We start from the raw sequence: 25,638 nt of genomic DNA, 5'->3' as shown, positions 1-25,638 counted from the left end.
GGCCGTTCTTGGGGTTGCGGGGGTTCTTCCGCCCCGCCACGCCAATCCCCTTTGGAGTCCTGGGTTTTTTCGTTTGGAGTCACCCAAAAGAGAAGAAACCCGGGCCTCAAAGGGGAGGGAGGGACCGCGGCGGACGACGGCGCCCAGCCCTGCGCCGACGGCGCCCAGCCCTACGCGGCCGGGGCCGGCCGCGCCTCCGCGGCCGGGGCGGCCGGGGCGTCCGGGGCGTCCAGCCGCAGCCGGCGCGGCGACACGTACCGGCGGCGGTCGGTCACCACGATCGTGGCCAGCAGCCCCACGACCAGCCAGGCCGCCAGCGCCGCCACGCCGCCGGCGAGGCTCGCGTCGCCGGCCGTCACGGCCCGCAGCGCGACGATCGCGCCGTGCGTCGGCAGCAGGTCGCCGAGCGCGTACAGCGGCCCCGGCAGCGTGGAGACCACGCCAGTCGCCACGGTCAGGACGGCGACCGCGAGCGACGCCAGCCGGCCCGCCGGGCCGAAGATCGCGGCCAGCGCCTGGTTGAGCGCCACGAACGCGGCCCCCGAGAGGAGCGCGACCAGCACGAAGCCGACCGCCGCGGACAGGTGCAGCCGCAGCACCGGGATCGCGACGGCGGAGATGACGAGCGCGGCGCTCGCCGCCGCGATGGACCCCGGCACCGCGGCCCGCAGCGTGAGCCGCCACGTCGGCTCGCGCGACGTCAGGATCCCGGCGGGCAGCGGGCGGGTCGCCAGGTACGTCACCAGCGCGAGGGCCCACAGCGCCAGGGCGGAGAACAGGGCGATCGACAGCACGCCGAACGCCGCGGACGTGGTGGTCGACGTCGTCGGGTCGGCCGCCACGGTGGACAGGTGGTCCTGCTCGTCGTCGGTGTACGTGGGCACCTGGTCGACGGCGTCCGACAGCCCCGAGGCGAGCTGGTGCGCGCCGTCGTCCGCGTCGTGGGCGCCGCTCGCCACCTGGTCCGCGCCCGGCACCAGCTCGTCCGCGCCCGTGGCCAGCCCGCTCGCGCCGACGGCGACCTCCTGCGCCGCCGCGTTCGTCTGCGCCACCCCGGCGTCGAGGTCCGCCGCCCCCGCGACGAGCTGCCCCGCCGCGGCGTCGACCTGCCGGGCGCCCGACGCGACGCCCTGCGCCCCGGCATTCAGGTCGTCGGCGGCGCTCGCCGCTAAGGCGATGCCGGCCGCCAGCTCGGCCGACCGCGTGGCCAGCTCCGCGTTGCCCCGGGCCACCTGCCGCGAGCCGGTGCGCAGCGCCTGCACGGCGTCGCGCGCGGACTCGACGTCGGCGCGCACGCGGGCCTTGCCGTCCTCGATGCGTTGCGCGGCGGAGTCGGCCCGGCCGGCGGCACGCTCCAGCGCCTGGCAGAAGTCGCGGTCGGCCACCACGCTCGCACCGCACCGCTCGGCGAGCCGGTCCAGCTCGGCGACGACGTCGCGGGTGTCGGGGAGCCGGTCCAGGCCGTCGATCGCCCGGTTGGCCACGGGGACCACCCGGTCCGCGAGCCGCTTGTTGCCGTCGGCGACCCGATCTGCGGCGTCGGCCAGCTCCTGGGCGGCCGCGGGGAGCCGGGCTGCGCGCTGCGCGGCGTCGTCCAGGCCGGAGGACAGCGCGGCCGTGCCGTCGGCGACCTGCCCGGCCCCGGCGGCGACCTCGCCGGTGGCGCCGGCCAGCGCGGACGTACCCGAGGTGAGCCCCGCCGCCCCGGCCGCGAGCTGGCCGGTCCCGGCGGCGAGCGCCCCGGCGCCCCCGGACAGCTCGTCGGCGCCGTCGGCCACCTGGTCGACGCCGCCGGACAGCTCGTCGGCCCCGTCGCTGAGCTGGGCGGTGCCGTCGGCGAGCTGACCCGCACTGTCGGAGGCGTCCCCGAGCTGCTTGTGGAGCGTGGTGAAGCTGCCGTAGATGTTGCCCAGGTAGGACTCCACGACGGTCTGGTTCAGGGCGTCCTGGGTGTCGTCGGCCACGCCGCCGGCCAGGTACGGGTCCGCGACGCCGGCAGCCGTGGTCGTCTGCACCTGCAGCCCGGCCTGGACGGCGTCCATCGGGTCGTCCGCGGTCGCGGCCGACATGCCCTGGGCGGAGAAGTCCTTCGGGATGGTGACGACGGCGGCGTAGGTGCCGCCGCGGAGCCCGTCGCGCGCGTCGGAGGCGTCGGTGAGCACCCACGCGTACGCGGAGTCGTCGTCGTGAGTCAGGTTCCCGGCGAGCGTGCGGCCGAGCGGGACCTGCTGCCCGTTGACCGTCACGGGCTCGTCGTTGTTCACGACGGCGGCCTGGGCGGTCTGGTGATCGGTGCCCGGGGACCAGAAGGCCCAGGTGAGCACGCCCATGACGAGCAGCGGCACGGCCACCAGGGCGGTCCAGGTGCGCCAGGTCAGGGGCCGGGTCGTCAGGGACCGGGCGGAGGCGGCGAACGACATGGTCATCACAGGACCTCTGCGGGTCGGTGGGTCATGGCGTAGAGCTGGGTGGCCTCCAGCGGGAGCAGGTCGACCACCCGGTCGGGGTCCTGGCAGGCCAGGACGAACGTGGCGGGCAGACCGCCGGAGGTCACGCGGAAGGCGAGCTGGTCGCGCAGCCGGGCGCGGGCCTCGGAGCGCAGCACCAGGTCGGCGTCGTCGACCAGGATCAGCTCGACGTCGCGGGCCAGCGCCTCGGTGACCCGGCCCGCGGGGTCCAGGTCGCCGCGGCCGTCGACGATGGCGACGTGTGGCCGCAGGGCGTGCACGTGCTGGGGCAGCACCTGGCCGAGCACCTTCAGGTCGCCGCGGTGGCGGGTCACGCGCCCCGCGAGCGAGAGCAGCAGGGCCGACTTGCCCACCGCGCCGGACCCGTGCAGCACCAGCACCTCGCCCCGGGGCACGTGCAGCTCGACGTCGCGGTAGACCGGGCGGCCGCGGTCGTCGTCCAGGCTCAGGGCCTGCGCGCTGATCACCTCGTCGCTGTGCGGCGCGGGCCAGTCCGCCAGCCGCAGCTCGTGCAGCAGGCCGTCGCCCTCGGCGTCGAACACGGGCAGCCTGCGGTCGAGCGCGGGCGGCAGGCCCCAGGCCCGGTCTCCGAGCAGCGCGAGCACGGCGGGCACGAACGTCATCCGGACCACGAACGCGTCGATGAACACGCCCACGGCCAGGGCGAACGCGATCGGTTTGAGGGTGGCGCTGCCGTCCGGCACGAACGCCGCGAAGACGCCGAACATGATGAGCGCCGCCGCGACGACCACCCGGGAGGCCGAGACGAAGCCCTCCTCGATCGCCTCGTGCGCGTCGCCGTGGTGGGCGTAGTGCTCGCGGATCCGCGAGACGAGGAAGACCTCGTAGTCCATCGCGAGCCCGAACAGCACGCCCATCAGGATGATCGGCAGAAAGCTCACGACGCTCCCGACGTGCGCGACGTCGAGCAGGGCGGCGCCGTGCCCCTCCTGGAACACGAGCGACGTGAGGCCGAACGCCGCCCCGATCGAGAGCAGGTAGCCCACGGTCGCCTTGACCGGCACCCAGACCGAGCGGAACACCATGGCCAGCAGCACCAGCGAGAGCCCGGCCACCAGCAGGCCGAACGGGACCAGCGCCGCGCCCAGCCGGTCGGAGACGTCGATGCCGACGGCGGTCAGGCCCGTGACCGCCGTCTGCGCGTCGTGCTCGGCGAGCCAGTGCGGCTCCTGGTCCCGGAGGCGTTCGACCAGCTCGTCCGTGCGCGCGTCGTCCGGCGCCGTGGTCGGGACCACCGAGATGATGCCCGTGTCGCCCTTCTCGTTGGGCGTGGCCAGCGGCACCGCCGCGACGCCGGGGAGGTCGCGGATCTCGTCCGCGAGGTGGTCGACCAGCCCGGAGGGGTCCGTGGACTGGATGACGTCCGCCGTCACCAGGAGCGGCCCGTTGAAGCCGGGGCCGAAGTGCTCGGCCACCACGTCGTAGGTCTCGCGAGCCGGCGAGCCGGCCTCCTGGCTGCCGTTGTCCGGCAGCGCGAGCCGCAGGTTCGCCGCGGGCACGGCCAGGGCGCCGAGCCCGAGCACCACGATCACGATCGTGACGAGCGGCCGGCGCGTGACGAAGCGGACCCACGGCCGGGCGACCCGGGGCTTGCGGAGGCGGCGACGACGCTCGGAGCGGGCCTTGGGCACCATCCGGCGCCCCGCGAACGCCAGGAGCGCCGGCACGAGCGTCACCGCCACGCTGACCGCGACGGCCACACCGAGCGCCGCCGAGACACCCATCGTCGTCAGGAACGGGATGCGCGCCACCGACAGGCCGAGCAGCGCGATGAGCACCGTCAGCCCCGCGAAGAGCACCGCCGAACCCGCCGTCGCGGTCGCCCGCGCGATCGACTCCTCCACCGACAGGCCCTCGGCGAGCTGGTCGCGGTGCCGGGACAGCAGGAACAGCGCGTAGTCGATGCCCACCGCCAGGCCGATCATCACCGCGAGCATCGGCGCGGTCGAGGAGACCGGCACGAAGAGGGTCCCCAGGTACACCAGGGAGACGGACACGCCCACGCCCACCACCGCCGTCACCAGCGGCATAACCGCGGCGATGATCGTCCGGAACATGAGCAGCAGCACCACCAGCGCGATGAGCAGTCCCACCGCCTCCGTGGAGCTCAGCCCCGGGATGCGGTCCGCGAACGCGTCGCCGCCCGTGTAGACCTTGGCGCCGTCCCCGACCTCACCCGCGAGATCGTCGGCGATCCCGCTCAGGTCGGTCAGCGTGGCGTCGCTGACCTGCGTCGAGTCCACCTTGAGCTGCACCCCGATGTTCGCCGCCAGGCCGTCGTCGGACACCGCGTCGTTGACGTCGGGGTCGAACGGGTCCGACGCCACCTCCACCTGCGCCACGTCCCCGATCCGGTCCACGGCGTCCGACACCGCCTGCCGGGTCGCGGCCGTGTCGACCTGCTGCCCCTCCGGGACCAGCAGCACGAGCTGCGCCGACGTGCCGCTGACCTGTGGAAAGACGTGGTCGAGGTGGTCCATCGCGTCCTGCGACTCCGACCCCGGGATCGTGAACGTGTCGTCCGTGCCCTTGTTCAGGAGGGCGCTCGCGGCGCCGCACACGACGAGCACCAGGACCCATCCGAGGACGACCAGGCCGCGGTGCCGGGCCACCGCACGGCCGAGCCGATAGAGGAAAGACGACACGACGCACCTCCTGCACACCGGGACAGCGCACTTCCATGCTGGCAGCGCCGGGCGGAACCGACATGTCGAGCGCCGGGGCCGGCTTGCCGGCCGGCAGTGTTGGCCCGCCGGTGCGGGTCAGTCGAGCGCGGCGCGGCCGGCGGCGTCGGGGCTGACCGGGGTGTCGCCCACGAGGGCGCCGAGCTGCCGTTCGAGGGTCGCGAGCTCCTCCGCGCCGATCCGGCGGGCCCAGTCCTCACGGAGGGAGTCGAAGATCGCCTCGCCGCGGTGCATGACCTCCCAGCCGAGCGGGGTGACCTCGATCCGCTTGCGCCGCGCGTCCTGCGGGTCGGTGCCGCGCCGCACGTAGCCGCGCTCCAGCAGGACGGCGATCGTCTTGGCCGCGGCCTGCTTCGAGACCGCGAGACGGCGGCCCAGCTCCGAGGCGTTGTCCGCCCCGTCCGCGATGGCCCGCATCGCGAAGTCGTGCACCGGGCGGACGTCGTCGTGGCCGCCGGCGGCGAGCTCGGCAGCCACCGTGTCGACGAGCGTCCGGTAACCGCCCAGGAGCAGCAGAGCGAGGTCGGCGCCCGAACGAGTCATGGGCCCATGATAAGGGGGTTGATTTCGACAACCTGATTGTCTAATGTGACTGGACAACCTGGTTGTCTAAAAAGGGAGACATCATGATCGAGACCGTGCCGGGACGTTCCGTCGACGGGGTCGTGCACGACGTGGCCGAGCTCGCGGGCACCCAGCTCCACTACGTCTCCGCCGGGACGTCAGGGTCGCCGATCCTGCTCGTCCACGGCTTCCCCGAGACCTGGTGGACGTTCCACCGGCTGATCCCGCACCTCGCGGCCGGCCACCGCGTCATCGCAGTGGACCTGCGCGGCTTCGGCGACTCGGCCGTGGCCGACGACGACCACGACAGTGCCACCGCCGCCGAGGACCTGCACCGGCTGATCGCCCACCTGGGCCTCGGTCCGGTCCACCTCGCGGTGCAGGACATCGCGGGTGGGACGGCGCTGCGGCTGGTCGCGACCCACCCGGAGGACGTGCTGAGCCTGACCGCCGTCGAGGCGGGCTTGGCCGGCTTCGGCCTCGAAGCCCTCGCGGACGTCACGCACGGCGGCTCCTGGCACATCGGCGTCCTCGCGGCCCAGGGCGTTCCGGACCTGTTGCTCGCCGGGCGCGAGCAAGAGTTCCTCGCGGCGATGTTCCACGCCATGACGGCGACACCCGGCTCGGTCACGGAGGAGGACCTGGCGGAGTTCACACGTACCTACGCCCGCCCCGGCGCCTGGCGGGGCGCGGCCGGGCTCTACCGTTCGATGCTCACCGAGGGTGCGGAGCTCCGGGCGCTCGCCGCGGAGGACCCCATACAGGTGCCGGTGCTGGCGGTCGGCGCAGGCGGCGGATCGTTCACCGCGAACACCCTGGCGCAGGTGGCCGCGGCGCCGATCGCAACGGCGCAGCTCGACGGCGTCGGCCACCACGCCGCCCTGGAGGCGCCCGCGGAGCTCGCCGCGGCAGTGCTCGGTTTCCTGGCCCGCGTGGAGCTCGCCTGACGCCGTGCCCGTAGCCTGGCCCGATGATCCGTGTGCTGCTCGCCGACGACGAGGGGATGATCCGGTCCGCCCTGGCCGCGCTGCTGCGGCTGGAGGAGGACATCGAGGTCGTGGCCGAGTGCGCCGACGGCGCCGAGGCGGTGGCCGAGGCCGAGCGGCTGCGGCCCGACGTCTGCCTGCTGGACCTCGAGATGCCGCACCTGGACGGCGTGGAGGTGGCGCAGCGGCTGAACCGCACGCTGCCCACGCGCTGCGTGATCGTCACCCGGCACGCCCGGCCCGGCGTCCTGCGGCGGGCGCTCGCCTCGGGGGCCGTCGGCTTCCTGCCCAAGTCGCGCCCCGCCGACGAGGTCGCGGCCGTCATCCGCCGCGTCGCGGCGGGCGGCCGGTACGTGGACCCGGAGGTCGCGGCCGACGCGCTGCGCGACGAGCGGTCGCCGCTGACGGACCGCGAGCTGGACGTGCTGCGGGCCGGCCGACAGGGCGAGACCACGCGACAGATCGCGCGCACCCTGTCGCTCGCCCCCGGCACGGTCCGCAACCACGTCTCCGCCGTGCTGGGCAAGCTCGCCGTGGACACCCGCCAGCAGGCGGTGCTGATGGCGGAGGAGCGCGGCTGGATCTGACAGGCGTTCGCGCACCAGCGCGGCGGGCAGCTCGGGCTCACTCGTACCGCTCGCCGAGCGGCGTCGTGCCCGCCGCCTGCGCGACCTCCGCCGACACGGTGCCGACCTCGACCAGCTCCTCGCGGCCGCCACCGCCGGAGACCCCGAGCGTGAGGACCGGCCCGACGCCAGGGGCGTAGAGCTTGTACTCCAGCACGTCGGGCTCGATGGTGCTCGTGTCCTTGGTCAGCAGCGCATCGTCGTAGTGCCCCGCCGGGACCTCGGCCTGCTCGTCCAGGCTGAGCACGGCGCCGTTGTCCTCGGCCTCGCCCCGGTAGAACTCCTGCCGGTACGTCATCCCGACGGCGGGGTCGGCGGGCATGATCACGCCCGCGAGGGCGCCGTCGAGCCCCGCCTCGAAGGAGCCCTCCGTGGTGGTGACCTTCCCGTTCTCGAACTCGACGGTGTCCTCGCCGAGGTACCAGATCGTGCCGTCGGGGTCCTGCGCGTACCAGTCGAAGGTGTCCTCGACCACCTCGCCCCGTCGCGTCACGGTGTCCCGGACGACGCGGGCCGTGGACCCGTCGGCGATCTCCTTGGTCTCGCTGGTGACGGTCACCACCACGCGCAGCTCCTGGCCCTTCTCGTCGGTCTCGCGGTAGACCCACTGCGTGCCGGGCTCCATGGGCCAGTACTCGTTGTCGATCTCGGTGGTGAGGTCCGCCGGGTCCACGTCGGCCGGCGCGTCCGACTGGGGCAGGCCCGCGCCCGCCGGGGCGGACCGGGAGCCCATCCCGCCGTGCGGCGGCCCACCGTCGTGCCCGCGACCGTCCTGCCCGCGGCCGAACATGCCGCAGCCCGCCACCAGGACCACGACGCAGGCCGCCATCAACACCGTCAGGACCCGGCGCGCGACGCCCGCCCCTCGGTCTCCGCCGTTCCGCACCCGCCCGCTGTTCCGCACCCGCATGGCACTCCCCGCCCCCTCGCGACGTACCTGCCTGCTGCCCCTACGACACGACCATAGGCACACCCGCCGACGCCGAGCAGGGGCTGGCCCGAGGGCGTCAGTTGACCCCACCTCGTGGCAGAATATTCCTAGCCTGGCTACCTTCAAGCGCGGGCAGCAATTTGTGAAAGGGGATCGACCGTGGTTCGTGAACCCGAGCCGGCCCAGCCGCCCGCTCCGTCCATGCTGGATCCCCGGGTCCTGGACCCGCAGGAGGAGATCGTGCGGCGTGCCGGCCTCGACGACCGCGACGTCGACCAGGTGGTCCGCGTGCTGGAGGGTCTGCGCGACTGGCGCGAGGCCGAGCGCCGGACGAGCGAGGCGTCGCGCCGCTACATGAAGCTCGGCGAGACCGACATGCGCACCCTGCGGTTCGTCATCGCGGCCCAGCACCGCGGCGAGACCGTGACCCCGGGAGCGATCGCCGCGCACCTGGGCATCACGTCGGCGTCCACCACCAAGATGCTCGACCGGCTGGCCGAGGCCGGCCACGTCCGCCGGCTCCCCCACCCGTCCGACCGCCGCAGCCTCGCGGTCGAGGTCTCCGAGGAGACCCGGCGGATCGCCCTGCGCAGCGTCGGCCGCAGCCACGCCCACCGGTTCGAGGCGGTCGCGCGCCTCAAGCCAGAGGAGCGGGAGGTGGTCCTGAAGTTCCTCGACGACCTCTCGAGCTCCGGGGAGGCCGTGGTCAACGGGGAGCCCCCGGCCAACGGGGAGCCCTCGGACCCCGCGGAGTGAGGCTGCCGGGAGCTGGTCTGCGGCTCGTTCCACGGCGGCGCGGCGCGCGAGGTCCCGGCGAGTAGGGTGCCTCTCGCGGACCCGCCGAACGGAGCACGACTGTGACGACCCCGAACCTGCTGGGCAGCGACCTGCCGATCGTGGCGGCCCCGATGGCCGGCGGCGCAACGACGGCCGCGCTGGCCGCCGCGGCCACGAAGGCCGGCGCGTTCGCCTTCCTGCCGGGCGGGTACCTCGCGCCCGAGCGGTTCGCGGCCGACGTCGCCGCCGCACGCACCTGGGGGCGCCCGTTCGGGGTCAACCTCTTCGTCCCCGGGGCGGAGCGCCCGGCCCGCGAGGCGTTCGCCGCCTACGCCCGGCGGCTGGCGCCGGAGGCGGCCGCCCTGGGCGTCGAGCTCTCCGCCGATCCGGTGGACGACGACGACCGGTGGCCGGACAAGCTCGCGCTGCTGCTTGACGACCCGGTGCCGGTCGTGTCGTTCACGTTCGGCCTGCCCGACCCGGCGGACATCCGCGCCCTGCGCCGGGCGGGCACGGTTGTGCTCGCCTCGGTGACCACCGCCGACGAGGCCGCGGCCGCCCGCGACGGCGGCGTCGACGGGCTCGTGGTCCAGGGCCCCGCGGCCGGCGGTCACAGCGCCACGTGGGACCCGGCCCGGCGGGTGGTCGACGCGCCGACGGCGTCGGTGGTCCGCGCCGTCGCGGCCGCCGTCGACCTGCCGCTGGTGGCGGCGGGCGGCGTGGACGGGCCCGACGCCGTGCGGGAGCTGCTGACGGCCGGGGCGCAGGCCGTCGCGGTCGGCACCCTGCTGCTGCGCACGGACGAGTCCGGCGCGTCGGCGACGTACCAGGGAGCGCTCGCGACGTCCGACCGCGACACCGTGGTGACCAGGTCGTTCACCGGCCGGCCAGCGCGCGCCGTGCGCAACGGCTTCGTCGATCGGCACGACGCCGTCGCGCCCGTGGGCTACCCCGCGATCCACCACCTCACGCGCGAGCTGCGACGTCAGGCGGCGGTGTCCGGGGACGCCGACCGGCTCCACCTGTGGGCGGGCACGGGCTACCGGCACGCAACGACGGGCCCGGCCGCCGACGTCGTCCGGGGGCTGGCCGCCGGGCTGTGACCGGGCACCTCCCGGCAGCCGCCTGACCAGGCACGGGATGGCAGACTCCCGCAATGGCATTCTTCCGGCGACGTACGCCGCGCACCCCCGTGAGCGCGGCCACGGTCCAACCTCCGGAACCGGTCTTCCGGCTGGGCTCCCTCCGGCTCTACCAGCCGGACGACGAGCTGCACCTGCGAGTCCCGGACGGCGTCGGCGAGATTGCCGCCTGTGCCCAGACCTTGGCCTGGACGTGCAACGAGTTCCTGGGCCGGCTCGGACAGGACCCCGGTTCCATGGGGATCCTCATCGCCGTCGGCATCAAGCGGTCGCGCCAGGTCCGGCTCTGGTGCGAGCAGGTCGGTGGCGCGCTGCCGCAGGACGTCTGGCCGGTTCTCACCGAACTGCTCGACGGTGCCGGGACGGCGGTGCGTCCGCAGGTGACCGCACCCGTCGCGTTTGCCCTGGAGGGCCTGGTCGGTGCCGGCCCGGCCACCGGGTTCCCCGAGTTTCCACGCGCCTGGGTCGACGCCGTAGCGCAGTCCGCCGAGCACGTCAGCGTTCCCGACGGGCTCTTCGACCTCGTCTTCGCCGACTGAGCCTGCGCCGGGACGGCCGGGCCGACCCTCGTCAGCGCCAGTCGGGCTCCTGCCCTACCGCTTGTCCTTGTTCGCTGCCCGTGTGCGCAAGCGTTCCCGTGCGATGAGGAACTCGACGGCGAAGGCGACTGGCGCGAGGGTTGCCGCGGGCCAGGTGCCGAGTGTCACGCCGACGATTCCTTGGAGCAGGATCGTGGCTCCGAAGACAAAGCCCAGCGTGATCATGCGGGGTCGCAGGTTGTCCCCGATGGCGGCTAGACGGCCTGCCCATCGTCGGTCGGTGATCCAGACACTGAACGCCGGGATCCCCGAGACGGCCGAGATTGCGGTCCAGACCACAACCCACGACCAGGGCACCTCGACGATCGCGAAGAGCAGGAGGGCGGCAACCACGATCACAAACGTGCCCTGGGGCCGCAGGCGTCTCCCGTAGGCGACGATCTCCGCTGGGCTCTCGGTGGGGTGGCGAAACGTCATCGGGAGCATCCAGGGCCGGCTACTGCCCCAGGCCCACGGCTAGCCGGTTGTGCCATAGCGGGAGGTTAGCGGATGCCCGAAGGCGTATGGGTGCAGTGGGAGGGCGTGCAGCGCCCGGAACTCGTCACGGCCCGTTTCAACATGCTCGGTGTGGGTGGGCACAGGTGCCCAAGCGTCAGGGTTCCGCAAGACGCCCGACCGCTTGCGCCAACTCGTCGACGACCTCGACGGGGACGCTGACCGCGACGTCCCAGACTTCATCGTCCTCGCCCACGAGGAGAGACACTTGACCGTCGGCGAACGACCAGAACACGGGAGCCCCCGCGACCAGCCCGGCTCTGAGGCTTCGGCGGCTCAGCCAGTCCGCCTCGCGGATCTGGGTCAGGCGTGTCAGGTCGCTACGAGCGCCACGCACGTTGATCTCCCAGGAATCAGCCGCCAGCTTTGCGCAGACCACTCGCCCCGACGGACCGTGCTCCCAAGCTACCGAGACACCAACCACGGCGACATCCTGCCATCAGGCATCAGGGCGGGCGCAGGGATCTCAGCCGGCGAGTTCCTCGATATCCGCGGGGTTGGTGCCCGCCGGAGGCACTGTGCTGTAAACCGAGCGGCGGAGTGCTATTCAGTTGCAGCCATCGAAACCGTCAGTCCACCCGGTCCGCGGTCTCCTGAGCGGAATTGCGCGCAGCATTGAGGTCTCTCACGCCTAGTGCAATGCCGAGCCCCGTACCTGCGAACACCAACACCGTCCAGACGACGAGCATCCCCTCGTCCAGAACTCGCTCGAAAGTAAGGGCCATCATGGTCCCGTTGAAGACGATCCCGAGCCACCTGCCCGCAGGCTTGCCCCAACCCCAGAAGTGCCCGTTGAAGGCGCTCCCGATGAGGCCAAAGGCGCCGAAGAACGCAACCATGCAGAGCACGATCTGCACCGCCACTCAGCGCCACCGCCTCACCAGTAATTGACACAGGCCTACCAGGTGCGGGCATGAACAGGGCCTGGTGGGGACACGGTGGGGAGCGAACTACTCCCCCACCGTGTTCTCGCTGGTCGGGGTGACAGGATTCGAACCTGCGACCCTCTGATCCCAGGCTGGCGCGCAATCAAGCCGCACGACAGGCCTCTGGATCTGCGGACACCTACCCGCTCCCGCCCGTTTCACTGATGGCGTTTCTCCAGGTAGCGGCCACGTACGTCTGTCACTGATGACTCTGGCCCGCAATGGGTGCGGGGTGGGAAGTCGCCCTCGTGAGTGCCACTGTAGTCCAGTGGTGACAGTCAGTGACGGCTGAATCCGTCGGGTTTCTGTCGGGGGTCGAGTGTCGCTGGGCGTAGTAGCAGCAGCTATCGGCCCGCCCCAACAACAACGGGTACGAGGCCGACCGTCAGACTCTGCGGGTCAATCGGGATGCCGACCTCCACGCCACCCTGCTCACCTCCGCGCACGGCTACGCCGTAGACGTGAAGCCAACAAGTGTCGCCTTCAGAGATGGTCCGACCTGATGAGCGGTCGGACCGTCTCGCACCGCACGCGGAAAGCGACGCCGGGCCGCTCGATCTACTTGCCGAAGGCCAAGTTCAAGGTGTGTATCAGGAGGAACACGACGCCGACGACGGTCGGGATAGCGCTGAGCACGATGGTGAGCCACTGCAGAGCGCGCTTGCCCACACCGGAACGCAGCCGAACGATCGCCCAAACGAGGGTAACGGGGGCAAGCGGCCAGAGCACGAACGCAAGGACGGGCAGCACCACATCCGTGGCCTCGATCTTCTCTACCGAGACGGCGGACTGCGGGGCGGGCGTCACCTCGGCCGCGATAGCGTCCACTGGGCCGAGCTCGTCGAGAACCCGGCTGGCCGCGGCGTCGTCCCATCCGTGCCGGTCGAGCGCCTCCGCGGCGTGTTCGTGCACCGCCGCCAGGGTCTCCGCCCGTTCGCGCGGGTCGGCGGAGGCCAGTGCGCGGTCGAGATCAGCGAGGTACGCATCAACGATCGGCGGAAACTCGGGGGTTGTTGTCATCAGGACTCCAGGGTCGAACGGACGTCGGTCGTGAAACGGGACCAGGTAGCGGTGAAGGTCTCCAGCGCCGCCCGGCCCTCGTCGGTGATCTCGTAGTACCGGCGCGGTGGACCCACCGCGGAAGGGACCTGGGTCGTGGTGACCCAGTTCTGCTGACGCAAGCGCGACAGCAGCGGGTACAGCGTTCCCTCGCTGGTCAGCAGGGTGCTGTCGGTGCCGAGGCGTTCGGCGAGCTCGAGCCCGTAGGCGGGCGCCGAGCGCAGGCAAGCAAGGACGCAGTACTCCACGACCCCCTTGCGCAACTGCGTCAGGACCATGTCCGCTGTCGGTATCATGCATCACAGGATAGCAGGTCTCTTGCATAGCAAGATAGCCTCCTGGTGGCACGCCGAAGTCAGTCCGGACGACGCAGGCCCTACGAGAGTGCGAACCCCGCCTACGCTCCATCCTGGGCGTCGTGACGAGAGCAGTTCCAGGCGAGGCTCTCCAGCTTGAGCGAGGTCACGTCCAGTTCGAGTTTCGTCGGTGGCGGCGGCGACGAGCCGGCCGAACACGCCTTGAGCGGGCCGACAAAGTCCGCCACCGGGCCCCGCGCTACTCACGACAAGAGTTGTCGGGTCCAGCTCAGTCGCGAGAGCACCCATCGCTCTCAGCACCCGGTCACGCCCGTGAACCACGCGGTCCAGAGCTGGGTCGACCCCGCGAAGACTACGGACGGATCCGCCGAATTCGCTCCCGCCAGAGGCTCACCAGACCAGCCCGTGGCCGCTACCGTTCTCAGCGCACTTCATGAATGTGGATAGAAGGCTTCCGAGTGGAGGCGACGCCGGGTGAATTGTGCGAGACAGGCGGAGCCCAGCCCTCTACGTCATGCCGGGCCGGGCCCCACCGTTGGCGAGCGAGATCAGGTTCGCTTCCGCGGCAGCCAACTCCACCCTGAAGCATGCTCTGACGGCGTCACGGCAAGCTTTGTGAATTCAGCTGAGACGGACGGCCAGGGCCTGTCCCCGATGCAGTTGACCGGCCCGCGCCTGCTTGGCGGAATAGCCCCGCACGAGCGCGGGGGCAGTCAGGGTGATTGTGTCGTCGGCCACCGCGCCTTCAGGCGTGGAGGTGAATTGAGTTACTACTCGCACCCTCACTCCTCCGTGGCTGTCGACTTCCATGATGAACCGTGTCCCTGCCTCCTCGCTTCGGACGCGGACCTTGAGAGGACTGTGAAAGTGCCACCAGAGTATGGGTAGTCGCTCGATCGCGGTGTAAACGGTGGAACCTCCCTCTTCGCGAATGTCCCGGACGGCAACAACGAAGCCGTTGAGCTCTACGTAACTGGACGGTTCCATCAAATGCGAAACCGCCGCTTCGGGTGTCGAAGGAACAGTGAACTGGTGCTGCAGTACGATGCTCTTCATCTCTACATTTCTCCATTTCGTTGGCCATCGACACAATTCGCACCGAGGGTTGCGGCGACCGATCGTAAAACAAGTCAGCGAATCAATGATTTTCGCCATGCAGATGCGCAACACACTCGGCCATCGCCGGCCGATGTTTGACTTTCTGTCCTCAGCCTTCGAGGCCTGAACCCGCCGACGCCACTGGCCTCGGTGATCACGGTTGGGATTACTCCATGCAACTGGAATCTGTTTGCAGCACTCGACGGGCTCCTGATGGAAGTCGGCGTAGCCGGAACTGCTGGACAGCCGCACCTTACCGACCTCGCGACAAGTCGAAGCTTCGGCGGATTTGGCGCACGACGAAGGATGAGCTCTCGCCCGGTGGTCATGGCTCTGACATGTCGGTCACCCCACGGTTGCCGGGTTGGTGAGCCCGACTGGCTGTTGGCATCCTCGGATCTCCACTACGAGGTTCGCGCCCAGTGCCGCGCCGACGATCGCGAAGGCTGGGGTGATCAGTCCTGTTCCTGCCAGCGATCCCAGCAATGCTCCCGCGAGCGCACCGGCGACTGGTGCGGCGGCCGCGAATCGGGATCTAGGCTTCGCTGTCGGTCGGGCGAGATGCGCGCCGAGGCCTATCAGCAGGCCGGTGCCGGGCACCACCACGACCGGATCGGCGATGAACCATCCCGGAGCCAGCGTCCAGGTGAACAGGACCCCGAGAAACCAGCCGGCCAGGCCGAGCGGCACCATGATCAGCGCCCGGATCCTGCGGCTCGCCCGGCGATTCGGCGCGCCGTGACGCCGTCGCCTGCGGAGCAGCAAGCCGATCAGCGCTCCACCGGTGGGGACGCCGATGAGGAGAACGGCGATCGTCGACATGCTCAACGGCACGGCGTCGAGGGCGACGGGGCGGCGGTGGAACTGCGTGCTGTCGACGTGCCCCGTGTCGAAGAAGGTGGTCAGCAGCTGCTTGCCCGCCTCGGGTTGGTGTTCCCAGAAGTCGTGGGTGTGGCCGAGGCCGGGCAGGACCACCTGGTGCCCGCGGGACAGCGCGGGCAGCAGCTCGTTCGTCGCGTTCACCGGCGGGGTGGAGAAGTCGAGTTCGCCGCCGATGAGCAGAGTTTCGACCGCGCTGGGCCGGACCGTACGGTATTCGGCATTGTCGGGACTGTCCGGCCAGACGGTGGAGATACCTCTTGGGCCGCCCCAGAGGAAGTCCGTCGAGGCATTGCCGAGGATCGAGCCGCGATCGCCGCCTTGGGCGTAGTACTGCCGCACGGCGGGGGCGTCGGTCATCGCGAACGACGCGAATTCGCCCCAGACCGTGGAGGTCGGCAGTGCGACCTCGGCGAGCACGGACATCGCCCACATGGCGCCCGAGCCGCCGTCGAGGTAGGCGTCGATAGCCGTAGGCGCGTTGTTGGGGGCTGATCCGCGGCCGTTGTGATGCATCGCGTACTGGCTGAGGACCCGGACGTTGGTGTTCTTGAGGGAAAACGGTCCCCACTTCGAAGGCATCGTGGTGATGGTGTCTCGGATCGTCTTCGCTAGATCGGGGGTCTTCGCGGCGCACGCGGCGTCCGCCTGGCACAGATCGGCATACTGGGTGAATTGGGAGTCCGTGACGCGGGGGTTCCAGAACAGGTGGCCGGGCGGGTTGACGGAGATCATGGCCGAGCGCAGCAGCGCCTTGGGGTGGCGCCATGCGTAGACCATCGCTGTCCGAGTGCCCGCACTGGAGCTGACCAGGTTGACCCGCTGGTAGCCGAGAGCCTTCCGCGCTGATTCCATGTCCTCGACGCGCTGGGAACCGAGTAGCCGGTCAGGTCGACTCCCGAGCGCTGGAGGCGGTTGGCGCACTGGCTGAACGCCCGGCTCGTCGCGGAAAGAGCGTCCGGGCCCGTCATGCCGTCGGACGACGACTGCTGCGCGGACGTCACCTCGGGACAGTCAAGACGTCGCGAGCCGTCGACTCCCCGGTAGCCGACGAGAACTACATCGTGGTGGTCGGTGAGTCGGCTGGCTTCGGGAAAGTCCATGTTCGACAGGCCTGGCCCGCCACCGAGCCGGATGATCGGTTCGCCCGCGGGCTGCGCAATGGCACGGATCCGAACGACGGGCAGGGCTATCAGGTTCGACATCGGGTTCGAGCGGTTCTCCGCGACCACGAGCCTCCCGCAGTCTGCGGGCCGTGTTCCCTCTTCCGTGTCGTAGGTGCAGGGCTTGAGGGTCAGTGAGTCCGGCACGGCGCCAGGCGGGACCCGAGGGGTGGCGTCAGGCCAGAAGATGAACGTGCTCAGCACGAGCAGTACGGCCGCGACGCCGGCGAGGGCCACCGTTCGGCGGCGGGTGAGGGACACGCGCATGGCTGCACGCTAGGAGCCGGAGCCGTCGGACGGCGTCACACCGCGATGTGATGGCCATCCCTCTCGGGAGTGACTTCTGGCCGGTTCGCGCCGGGCACAATGGCCGGATGCTCAGCAGCACGAACGTGGTGGATCGCTCGGTGCTGCGCCGGTGGCTCGGCCGCGCGGGTTCGAACGAGACGGAGCGCTCCCTGGCGCATCAGTCGGTCCTGGTGGGAGTCGTGTGCCTGGTCGTCGACGCGGTGAGCTTCCTGACGCGTGGTCCCGAATCAGGACCGTGGAACCCAGCTCTCCTGATCGCAATACTGCTTGCCGATGCAGCCCTGGTGACTTCGCCGAGGCTCTCCGGCTGGGTCGCGGTCGGGCACGTCGCGGTGGTCTCAGCGCTTGCCTTTGTGCTTCCCGGCCGGAGCGCAAGCACCGCCGGGCAGCTCGTCAGCGCGTACCGGGCCGGTGCCTGGTTGCGAGGGTGGTCAGCTGGCGCGGCACTGGCGGCGTCGTGCGGCGGAACCCTGTGTTCGTTGCTGATAGCCGGGCTGAGTGACCCGGCTTCTCTGTTGAGCCTCGTGGCTGCCAACGCTTTGATGCCGTGGCTGGTCGGGCGCTACACCACCGCGCGCAAGGCGCACGTGGATGAACTGCGCCACCGACGCGAGGCTGCCCTGCGAGACGCGCAGGCCGAGGTGGCCGCGGCAGTGGCCAACGAGCGGGAGACGATAGCCGTTGAACTGCACGACGTCATCTCCCACCACGTGAGCGCGATCGGCGTCCACGCCACAGCGGCCCGGCTGAACCTTCCCGCGGGCCTGCTCACTGGCGACGTCACGGTCCACACCTCTCTCACCGCAGTCGAGGAGTCCAGTCAGGCCGCGATGGTCGACCTGCGCCGGCTGCTCTCGCTGCTGCACGAGGGTGATGCGTCACCGGAGCAGCCGGGGCTGGCGATGCTGTCGGATCTGTTCGACAGCGTCCGGTCTTCCGGCCTGCAGGTGACGTACGTCGTGTACAACACCCCGCTTCCGCTACCTCGCGCCATCGACAGCACGTTGTACCGCGTGGCGCAGGAGATGATGACGAACGTCCTGCGGCACGGCGACGGGAATCGTGCTCGGGTAGAACTCGACTACGCCGGTGACCGCATAGGCCTCAGCGCCCGCAACCGGATCGTCCCCGGCGTGGATCCGGTGGGCGGCGGCTCCTCGGTCGCCGGCTTCGGTATTGGACTCGAGGGCATGCGTAAGCGCGCGGAGAGATTGGGCGGGTCGGCATCCTTTGCCGTCGTCGGCGACGGGCTTTTCTGGGAGTCGAGCGTCACGATCCCTCTGGGAGGTGAAGCGTGACCTTGCGGATCGTGATCGCCGACGACCATGCGATGTTCCGGTCGGGCTTTCGCGCGGTCCTCGACGCTCAGCCGGACATGGAATGCGTCGCAGACGTCGGTGACGGGTACAGCGCCATCGAGGCCGTTCGGACGCTTGGCGCTGACCTTGCCGTCCTGGATGTGCGCATGCCGAAACTCGACGGTCTCTCGGCAGCACGCCAACTGTTGTCGTCAGGGCGGCAAACCTTGAAAGTCCTCCTGCTCACCACGTTCGGCACCGATGACTACCTACACTCGGCATTGGCCTACGGGGTGAGCGGGTTCGTCCTGAAGAGTGTGCCCCCCGAAGAACTCGTGACCGCGATCCGCGTCGCTGCCCGAGGCGACACCTACCTCGACCCGTCAATCACAAGCCGACTTGCCCCACGCCTGGTTGACGTGCTGGCCCCGGACGTTCCCGAACGGGAACGAGCGCCCGGTCTGGGCCGGCTCACGGCACGCGAGCGGGAGGTGTTCCTGCTGATGGCCGCTGGCTTCTCCAACACCGACATCGGTGAACAGCTCTACGTCGGCGAACAGACTGTCAAGACCCACGTCTCACGCGTCCTGGCCAAACTCAAACTCAGAGACCGGGTGCACGCGGTTCGGTTCGCCCACCATCACGGCCTGATCGAACCGAACGACACGGCCGGCCTCTGACGCGGCCACGGCCTGCGCAGCGGTCAGCTGGTATTCGGCGACTCCACCGCCGCCCCGTTGCCCCACGGCAGCGGGCGGCCGGACGCCCGTCACGCCGACAACAAGTGCTGCGACATCGGGAAACTGCTCTATCGGCCTCCGCCATCGCAGTGGGCCTGGACCGCATCACCGAGTCCGGCGGCCGCCACCCCAACGAGGGCGGGTACCGTGCGCGCCGGCCCGGTGCCTCGCACAGCAACAGTCCGTCGGGCCCGCGCGGCAAGGCAATCGAGTGCACGACTTCCTGTTCCAGCCTGCATCCAAGACGGACCGTGACCGGAAGTTCGCACCTCAGGACTGAGACGCCTTGGGCGGGCACATGTCGAAAGTGATGCCGTCTTGGAACATGTTCGAGGCCGCAAGAAACCGCGCCGACTGCCCTGTGCACTCCTGCAATGGCTTGACCCTGCTGCTCGGCCGCCAGGCCTGCGAACGGGCGGAGATGTACCAGCTGGTCAACCGTTACGCCGCGTCCGTGGCCGATGGCGCCACAGCACTGAGCCGAGCTGGCGGCGTCTGTCGCAGGCCTCAGACGGGGTCGGCAAGCCAGTCCGGCGGATCGGCCAGGGCACGCTCGACCAGTTCCCTGCGGTCTCGGACCTGTACGAGCCCATAGATCTGGCGGAAGCGGTTGGCCACCGACCGCACGGAGAGGTAGACCGCCTCGGCGACCTGTGCGCTGGTCGCGCCCTGGACAGCCAGCCGAACAAGAACGCGTTCGTCATCGCTCAGGCGCTCCCAGTCCGGCCGACCAGAAGCGTTCCCGGCGAGCAGTGCGTCGATGGCCGCCTGCCAACCGGGCACCCCGGCCAGGCTCGCGAGCGACCACGCCTCGCGCAGGACTCGCTCGGACGTCTCTCGGTCGCCGCGGACCAGCAGGTGCTGCCCATAGACAGTCAGAGACCGCACTCGCAGCCATGGTGGAACCGGCGAGAGCGCAACCGGTAGCCACTCCTCGATGCCGACCGACGTCTGCGTGCCGCGCAAAGCAGCCAGCATCCGCACATGTGCCGCGGCAGCAGGGACGTCGGTCCGCTCATCGACCGGTACGGGCCGTTCGATCAGCCGCTGCACGCGCGGCCCGAGCACCCCGCTGGCAGCCAGGGCGGCCTCGACCATGTCGGCCTGAGCCTGCGCCCGGCCCCAGTATGACCAAGCACAGCGCTCGAGCCCGACGGCTAGAGCCTCTGCGGCTTGTCGGACCTGTCCGACAGCAAGATGCGCGACACCTAGGCTCACGGCAAACTCACCCGCCGCGCGCGCCGACCACGCCTCGTTCGAGAACAGGTCATCATCCGGCGCCTGACCGTCCAGCAACGCCGCCGCGACGGCTCGCAATCCTCGCACCGCCGACCAGCTGTCGATACCTGGCCGGAGATGTGCAGCGTTCGACAGATGCGCGCGCGCACTGGCTGGACGACCTTCGGCGAGCGCGACCCACGCGCCCGCGAGATCCCTGGACACGACCTCCGCGACCGTCCGGCCCGAGGGCACGTCTGCGGGGCCAGGTTCCCCCAGGAGCTTTCTTGCCTCAAGGGTCTGCCCGAGCAGGAGGCGACTACGCACCCGGATACAGAGCCCGACCCAGTGTGGGTCAGGCGCGAGGTCCATCAGATCGAGATCACGACGAAAGCCGGCGGGGTCTATCAGGATGCCGGTGCACTCCAGGACGATCAGAGCTGCGGTGACCCTTGCACCGGCTCCACGCGTCACATCGTCGACCACAGCGGGCTCTCGCCACCAGATGTGGTCGGTCCAGTCAGGGCTGATATGCCGCAGGAGCTGCTCCCCAGCCCGCGCCGTCATCATCGTGGTCCCGGTCAGGAGCGCGACGGCGACCACGCCCGCCGTGACCCGGGGTGTGACCATGGCTGTGGAGATGCCTGCCAGGTCCTCGAGATAAAGCCCGTCCAGCGTCGCTTCGACCGACTCGGGCAGACTGACCTCGTCGTCTGCGCGACTGGTTTCTACGGGATGGTCCGAACCGCCCGACGGCCCCCGGGACAGCAGCGCGAGCAGAGGGTGTTCATTAGCTCGCGAGAGAACGGGGTCCCCGAGCGTGTCGAGGGGATCCAGCAACACCCGATATGCCCGTTGGGCCGCTCGACCCACACGGCCCGGCCCCGCCCACTCAGAGGTGCCGCGCAGCTGTGCGGGACTGAGATCGCCACTGAGCTCGAGTGCGATGCGCGGATTGCCCGAGCTCCACCAGCGCAACCGCGCCGCGACGTCCTTCGCGACCGGCAGTCGCAGACCCTCGTCCAGGACGGTACGCAACGACGCGTCGTCCAAGGGCCCGAGGGGCAGATCCCGGAAATCGTCCGACATGGGATCTTGCGGGACGTACCTGACAGCGACGATCACACGCCAACCGCGCTCGTCCGCATGCTGGGCCAGTCGCTGCAGCCATCGGACACGGGCGGATGTCAGGACCTCGACGTCGTCGACAAACAGGACGCGACGAGCTCCCTCGCGCACGGTCGCTAGACCCGCGCCGAGAAGCTCCAGCAGCCCGTGCGGTTCGGGCTCGAAGTCCTCGCCCACCGGCATCACCACGCTCGACAGATCGAGCCACGGCCCGCCGGCCAGGACCTGCGCGTACGGCCGGGACGAGGAGGAGCGCACCAGCCTCACCGCCGTGTCCTGCATGCCGATACGGTGCAACGCGGCAAGCACCGTCGCGGTCTTCCCGATACCGCTCAGGCCGCTCACCACAAGGACCGCCGGGTCCAGGTCTCTCAGGAACATTCCGATCGCCCGGCACTCCCGGTCACGCCCGTGGATACCGTCGTCCTGCACTCTGCCGCTCTCATTGAGCGAGGCTTTTGCGACGCCCCCTGAGGACGCCAGTATCGAAGAGCCGTCCTGCTGGTCCACGGTCGCCCCTTCCGCGAATACCTGACTTTCGGTGAGTTCCAGAGGGAAGGGTACGTAGTGGATGAATTTCCTGCACGGTGGCCGCCCAGGACCCGTCAGCTCGTGACGAATGTATGCCCTGCGCCGTAACGGCGCGTTAGAGCCAACTAGGCAGGCTATCTTGGCCAGATGTGTGCATTCTGTGCACTGCACATTTCCCCGGCATCGGTCGCGGACATCATGCGGCCTCTGTACGTTCTTGTGCGTTCGGGGGTAGGTCCCCGGCTTCGCAGGGGGATGCAATTCGGCACACCCTCCACGTGCATACGTGAGGAGTCATCATGACCGAGAACTATGAGCAGTCCGAGCAGGGCCAGTTCGACCAGGAGCCGACGTCGGCCTTCGGTTCGAGCGAGATCCAGGACGACTCGGCAGTCAACGATTCGGAGCGCTCCGTGGGCTCCTTCGGCGAGTCGGCGGAGGCTCCACAGGGCTCTTCGTACGGCGAGCCCGGCGCTGAGGGCCAGGGCGAGTCGTCCGGCTACGAGCAGTCGCGCCCGTCCGAAGCCTCGCCCTACGGGCAGGGTGAGCCCTCCGGCCAGTACCAGGACGCCTCGTCTGCTGAGGGCGCTTCGTACGGCGAGTCGTCGGACCAGGGCTCCGCCTACGGTCGGAGCGAGGGTTCTCCCAATGACCAGGCCGGCGACAACCAGTACACCGAGCGGTCCGAGGGCGGTACCGACACCGGAGCTGAGTACGGCTCGGGTACGAGCCAGTACGGCTCACAGGAGCAGGGCGGCGAGCAGCAGAGCGGGGAAACCTGGGGCTGAGCGCCCAGACGCCCAGATACGAGCGGGGTCCTGGAACGTTTCCAGGACCCCGCGATCGCTCTCTCGCACCTCCCGTGCTGAGCCACTGACTGCAGCCGCACTGCTCTGATACACCAGGTCTACGAACGAAACGAGTTGCACAGGCTCGTCACCCAGTCGCCGCGCCCACGATCAGCGCCGTCGCCTCGATGGGCTGCCCCGGCAGTCGCGCCCCTGCTGCGCCTGGAACGGGGTCCTAGTCTGACTCTTCGATCCAGTCGGGTAGTTCTACCTGTATGAGTTCGAGCAGCTCTCTGCGGTCCCTGACACGCAGTCGGGTGTAGATCTGACTAAACCGGTTGGCTACCGATCGCTGTGACAGGTACACGGCGCCGGCTATCTGCGCGTTGGTCGCGCCGTGTGCGACCAGCCGGACCAGGGCGCGCTCGCCCTCACTCAATCGCTCCAGCTCTTCGCGGTCCGGACCATCTGAGTTGAGTGCCGCATCGATCGCGCCAGACCACCCCGGCACACCGGCCAGATCTGCGAGTGTCCGTGCTTCGCGGGCGGCTTGCTGGAGCGACCAGTCATCTCCGTGCTTAAGGTGTCGGTGGCCGTAGGCGATCAGAGATCGCAGGCGCAGCCAGGGTGTGAGTCGCGCACGACCAACTGGCAACCAGTCGTCGAGGCCCGTGGTTCTCTTGTCGGTCGCCAACAGGATCGAGGTCCGCATTGACGATGCGGCGGCGTTGACGTGGACCTGCTCCTCGGCCGCCAGGGGTGGCCGAACCAGACGGCGCGCTCGTGATCGGAGCCTGCCATCGGTGACGATGTGGGCTTCTACCAGGTCGGCACGACTCTGTGACCTGCCACGGTAGGGCCAGGCACAGCGCTCGAGCCCGCCCGTCAGGAGCACGCTTGCCTGCTCGGTCTGCCCCACGGCGAGACATGCCGTACCCAGGTCCAGGGCATACTCACCCATGGCGCGTTCCGACCACGGACTGGGTGACGGCAGGGAGCAGCCCACAGGTGTTTGTCCGTCAAGCATGGCGCTGACGAGTGCCTCGTGACCCCGCACCGGGAGCCAGCTGTGGATACCAGGTCGCAGTTGTGCGGCGTGTGCAAGGTGTGCGCGGGCGTTGCCCGGGCGACCTTCGGCGATCTCGATGCTCGCCTCGGCCAGATCCCGGGCAACGATCTCGGCGGCCGTCGGTTCGATTCCACGACACGTCAGGACGTCCAGCAGCCGACGAGCCTGAGCGACGTCGCCCAGCAGCAGGCGACTTCGCACCCGGATGCAGACGCCGACCCAGTGCGGCTCGGGGACTTGATCGAGACGATCCAAGTCTGACCGGAAGCCGGCCGGATCGAGCAGCTGTCCGCTGCCCTCCAGAACAATGAGAGCGGCAGCCACACGCGCTCCCGCGGCCCGCGCCGCAGGGTCGGATGGCGGGCTGCGCCACCACAGATGGTCGGTCCACTCAGGGCTCATGTGCCGCAGCAACCGTTCCCCGGTCCGGCCTGCCGCAAGAGTAGTACCCGTCAGCAGCGCGACGGCGACCACGCCTGCCGTGATGCGCGGCGTAATCTCTGCCGCAGTCACGCCGGCCAAGTCCTCGAGGTGCAGACCGTCCAGGGCTGCAGCAACCATGTCGGCCGGGCCGAGCCCCTCGGCGACGCTCGCTGCCCGCTTGGCGCCGGTTTGGCTCCGGCACAGTAGCGCGAGGAGCGGGTGCTGTTCGGCCAACTCGTCGGCATGGCGCTTCGCGACCCCGTGCGGCACCGCCCGAAGGTGCCTGTCATGAGCCCGCCCAACAAGATCTGCCACGTTCGGGTGTAAAACCGTTCGCGCAAGGTTGCGGGCCTGGGCGCTGTTCAGGCTGTCCAGAATTGGCCGGTATGCACGCCGAGCCACAAGCCCCACAGTCTCAGGACCAGCCCAAACCTTGTTGCCCCTGAGCTGCTCCGGATTGAGCTGGTTGGCAAGTTCGAGAGCAACCTGCGGCACTCCCCCGCTCCACCATCGCAGCTGCGCGACGACGTCCTCGGCGATCAACTGGTGCAGTTCCTGCTGCAGCAGCTGCCGCAGCGGCGCCGGATCCAGCGGGCCAAGAGCCAGGACATCCATCTCATCAAGCTTCGGCTGAGCCGGAACGTGCCGAGCTGCGACGATCACGCGCCAGCCGTCGTCATAGGCCGTATCCGTCAGGCGCCCCAGCCAGGCGGCGCGGTCAGAGGTGAGCACGTCGACGTCGTCGACGAAAAGAACTCGAGGCCCGCTCGAGGTGGTCACCGCTCCAAGTGCTTCAAGCAGTTGGTCAGGGTCCAGCTCGTTGTGTTGGCTCGTGTCAGCAACCAGTCCCGGAAGTTCAAGCACTTGCCCGCCGAACGTTGTTTCGACGTACGGGCCCTGAGAGGCCGAGTACGCGATCCGGACCGTCGAAGCCCCAAGGCCGGCGCGCTCCAACGCGGCCATGACGGTGCACGTCTTGCCCGCGCCGCTAAGACCGGCGACCACCAGCATCGTTGGGTCCAGGTCGAAGGCGAACGACCCGATCAGCCGCAGTTCCGAGTCCCTGCCGTAAACACCGCTGCCGCCAGGTCCGATTCCCGAGAATTCGGACTGTGGCGCCACCCCGCGAGGGCCAACTCCGGCCACGTTTCCCCCTCACCGCTCCTGCACGACGGTCGCTGCATGATTTTCGATCAACTTCTGGGGATGAAGCGTACGTAAGGGATGAAATTTGCGCGCGACCAAGACCACTGCGACTGTCGGTCAATGGTCGCAGCGCTGGGCCTGGGGGGGGGGAACACGCCCAACCACGCCCTCCCACCCCCCCTTCCCCCCCCCGCCGCCCCAGGTAGGCGGGGACGAACGGAAGATCACCCGGCGGACTGCTCCGTCCCGATGT

Annotated in this window: 21 protein-coding genes; 8 read left to right on the top strand and 13 right to left on the bottom strand. The window is 70.0% G+C overall.

Annotated features, from left to right (window positions below; all coding sequences use genetic code 11):
* Positions 1-170: 170 nt before the first annotated feature.
* The 3 genes from ACFV9Q_RS22915 to ACFV9Q_RS22905 form a co-directional block, all read right to left on the bottom strand.
* Positions 171-2,426: a YhgE/Pip family protein gene (locus ACFV9Q_RS22915; protein ID WP_377236318.1), complete on the bottom strand. Its 2,256-nt coding sequence runs from the start codon at positions 2,424-2,426 to the stop codon at positions 171-173.
* Positions 2,426-5,134 carry an MMPL family transporter gene (locus tag ACFV9Q_RS22910; RefSeq protein ID WP_377236317.1) on the bottom strand — a complete coding sequence of 903 codons (2,709 nt, stop codon included), beginning with the start codon at positions 5,132-5,134 and terminating at the stop codon, positions 2,426-2,428. The genes ACFV9Q_RS22915 and ACFV9Q_RS22910 overlap by 1 nt, the downstream gene beginning before the upstream one ends.
* A gap of 117 nt (positions 5,135-5,251) precedes the next feature.
* Entirely contained in the window at positions 5,252-5,716 is a 465-nt protein-coding gene (locus ACFV9Q_RS22905; RefSeq protein WP_377236316.1) for a MarR family winged helix-turn-helix transcriptional regulator, read from the bottom strand.
* A gap of 83 nt (positions 5,717-5,799) precedes the next feature.
* On the opposite strand from ACFV9Q_RS22905, the gene ACFV9Q_RS22900 reads away from it, so the two are divergent.
* Positions 5,800-6,684, top strand: coding sequence for an alpha/beta fold hydrolase (locus ACFV9Q_RS22900; protein WP_377236315.1), 885 nt, complete (start codon positions 5,800-5,802; stop codon positions 6,682-6,684).
* Between the two features lie 23 nt (positions 6,685-6,707).
* Complete coding sequence (locus ACFV9Q_RS22895; protein ID WP_377230698.1) at positions 6,708-7,310, top strand: response regulator; 603 nt, start codon at positions 6,708-6,710, stop codon at positions 7,308-7,310.
* A 37-nt stretch (positions 7,311-7,347) separates the two neighbouring features.
* Here the strand turns inward: ACFV9Q_RS22895 and ACFV9Q_RS22890 are convergent, their stop codons facing one another.
* Positions 7,348-8,259: a hypothetical protein gene (locus ACFV9Q_RS22890; protein WP_377236314.1), complete on the bottom strand. Its 912-nt coding sequence runs from the start codon at positions 8,257-8,259 to the stop codon at positions 7,348-7,350.
* 180 nt (positions 8,260-8,439) lie between these two features.
* Here ACFV9Q_RS22890 and ACFV9Q_RS22885 point away from each other — a divergent pair, with 180 nt between their 5' ends.
* The 3 genes from ACFV9Q_RS22885 to ACFV9Q_RS22875 all read left to right on the top strand — a co-directional run bounded on the left by ACFV9Q_RS22885 (position 8,440) and on the right by ACFV9Q_RS22875 (position 10,738).
* Complete coding sequence (locus ACFV9Q_RS22885; RefSeq protein WP_377236313.1) at positions 8,440-9,036, top strand: MarR family winged helix-turn-helix transcriptional regulator; 597 nt, start codon at positions 8,440-8,442, stop codon at positions 9,034-9,036.
* 101 nt (positions 9,037-9,137) lie between these two features.
* Complete coding sequence (locus ACFV9Q_RS22880) at positions 9,138-10,160, top strand: NAD(P)H-dependent flavin oxidoreductase (protein WP_377236312.1); 1,023 nt, start codon at positions 9,138-9,140, stop codon at positions 10,158-10,160.
* Between the two features lie 53 nt (positions 10,161-10,213).
* Complete coding sequence (locus ACFV9Q_RS22875) at positions 10,214-10,738, top strand: hypothetical protein (protein ID WP_377236311.1); 525 nt, start codon at positions 10,214-10,216, stop codon at positions 10,736-10,738.
* Between the two features lie 54 nt (positions 10,739-10,792).
* On the opposite strand, the gene ACFV9Q_RS22870 is transcribed toward ACFV9Q_RS22875, so the two are convergent.
* From ACFV9Q_RS22870 to ACFV9Q_RS22840, 7 genes are all read right to left on the bottom strand, one after another.
* Complete coding sequence (locus ACFV9Q_RS22870) at positions 10,793-11,215, bottom strand: hypothetical protein (RefSeq protein WP_377236310.1); 423 nt, start codon at positions 11,213-11,215, stop codon at positions 10,793-10,795.
* 175 nt (positions 11,216-11,390) lie between these two features.
* On the bottom strand, positions 11,391-11,717 hold the full coding sequence (locus ACFV9Q_RS22865) for a hypothetical protein (RefSeq protein WP_377236309.1): 327 nt from the start codon (positions 11,715-11,717) through the stop codon (positions 11,391-11,393).
* 145 nt (positions 11,718-11,862) lie between these two features.
* Complete coding sequence (locus ACFV9Q_RS22860) at positions 11,863-12,156, bottom strand: hypothetical protein (protein WP_377236308.1); 294 nt, start codon at positions 12,154-12,156, stop codon at positions 11,863-11,865.
* 621 nt (positions 12,157-12,777) lie between these two features.
* Positions 12,778-13,239: an HAAS signaling domain-containing protein gene (locus tag ACFV9Q_RS22855; RefSeq protein WP_377236307.1), complete on the bottom strand. Its 462-nt coding sequence runs from the start codon at positions 13,237-13,239 to the stop codon at positions 12,778-12,780.
* The gene (locus ACFV9Q_RS22850; RefSeq protein ID WP_377236306.1) at positions 13,239-13,574 is read right to left on the bottom strand and encodes a PadR family transcriptional regulator; all 336 of its coding nucleotides are present in this window, start codon (positions 13,572-13,574) and stop codon (positions 13,239-13,241) included. The genes ACFV9Q_RS22855 and ACFV9Q_RS22850 overlap by 1 nt, the downstream gene beginning before the upstream one ends.
* A 642-nt stretch (positions 13,575-14,216) precedes the next feature.
* Positions 14,217-14,651, bottom strand: a complete 435-nt coding sequence (locus ACFV9Q_RS22845; protein WP_377236305.1) for a hypothetical protein — start codon at positions 14,649-14,651, stop codon at positions 14,217-14,219.
* A gap of 387 nt (positions 14,652-15,038) precedes the next feature.
* Positions 15,039-16,352, bottom strand: coding sequence for an alpha/beta hydrolase (locus tag ACFV9Q_RS22840; protein ID WP_377236304.1), 1,314 nt, complete (start codon positions 16,350-16,352; stop codon positions 15,039-15,041).
* A gap of 757 nt (positions 16,353-17,109) precedes the next feature.
* Here ACFV9Q_RS22840 and ACFV9Q_RS22835 point away from each other — a divergent pair.
* On the top strand, positions 17,110-18,342 hold the full coding sequence (locus ACFV9Q_RS22835; RefSeq protein WP_377236303.1) for a sensor histidine kinase: 1,233 nt from the start codon (positions 17,110-17,112) through the stop codon (positions 18,340-18,342).
* Positions 18,339-19,022, top strand: a complete 684-nt coding sequence (locus tag ACFV9Q_RS22830) for a response regulator (RefSeq protein WP_377236302.1) — start codon at positions 18,339-18,341, stop codon at positions 19,020-19,022. The genes ACFV9Q_RS22835 and ACFV9Q_RS22830 overlap by 4 nt, the downstream gene beginning before the upstream one ends.
* 567 nt (positions 19,023-19,589) lie before the next feature.
* On the opposite strand, the gene ACFV9Q_RS22825 is transcribed toward ACFV9Q_RS22830, so the two are convergent.
* Positions 19,590-21,938, bottom strand: coding sequence for a hypothetical protein (locus ACFV9Q_RS22825; protein ID WP_377236301.1), 2,349 nt, complete (start codon positions 21,936-21,938; stop codon positions 19,590-19,592).
* 320 nt (positions 21,939-22,258) lie between these two features.
* Between ACFV9Q_RS22825 and ACFV9Q_RS22820 the strand changes: the two genes are divergently transcribed.
* On the top strand, positions 22,259-22,747 hold the full coding sequence (locus ACFV9Q_RS22820; protein WP_377236300.1) for a hypothetical protein: 489 nt from the start codon (positions 22,259-22,261) through the stop codon (positions 22,745-22,747).
* A gap of 235 nt (positions 22,748-22,982) precedes the next feature.
* On the opposite strand, the gene ACFV9Q_RS22815 is transcribed toward ACFV9Q_RS22820, so the two are convergent.
* Positions 22,983-25,361: a LuxR C-terminal-related transcriptional regulator gene (locus tag ACFV9Q_RS22815; RefSeq protein WP_377236299.1), complete on the bottom strand. Its 2,379-nt coding sequence runs from the start codon at positions 25,359-25,361 to the stop codon at positions 22,983-22,985.
* Positions 25,362-25,638 lie beyond the last annotated feature (277 nt).

The organism is Promicromonospora sp. NPDC059942, assembly GCF_042731755.1.
Taxonomy (GTDB): domain Bacteria; phylum Actinomycetota; class Actinomycetes; order Actinomycetales; family Cellulomonadaceae; genus Promicromonospora.
The sequence above is the reverse complement of the archived record's forward strand: the minus strand, read 5'-3'. Positions and strand labels throughout refer to the sequence as shown.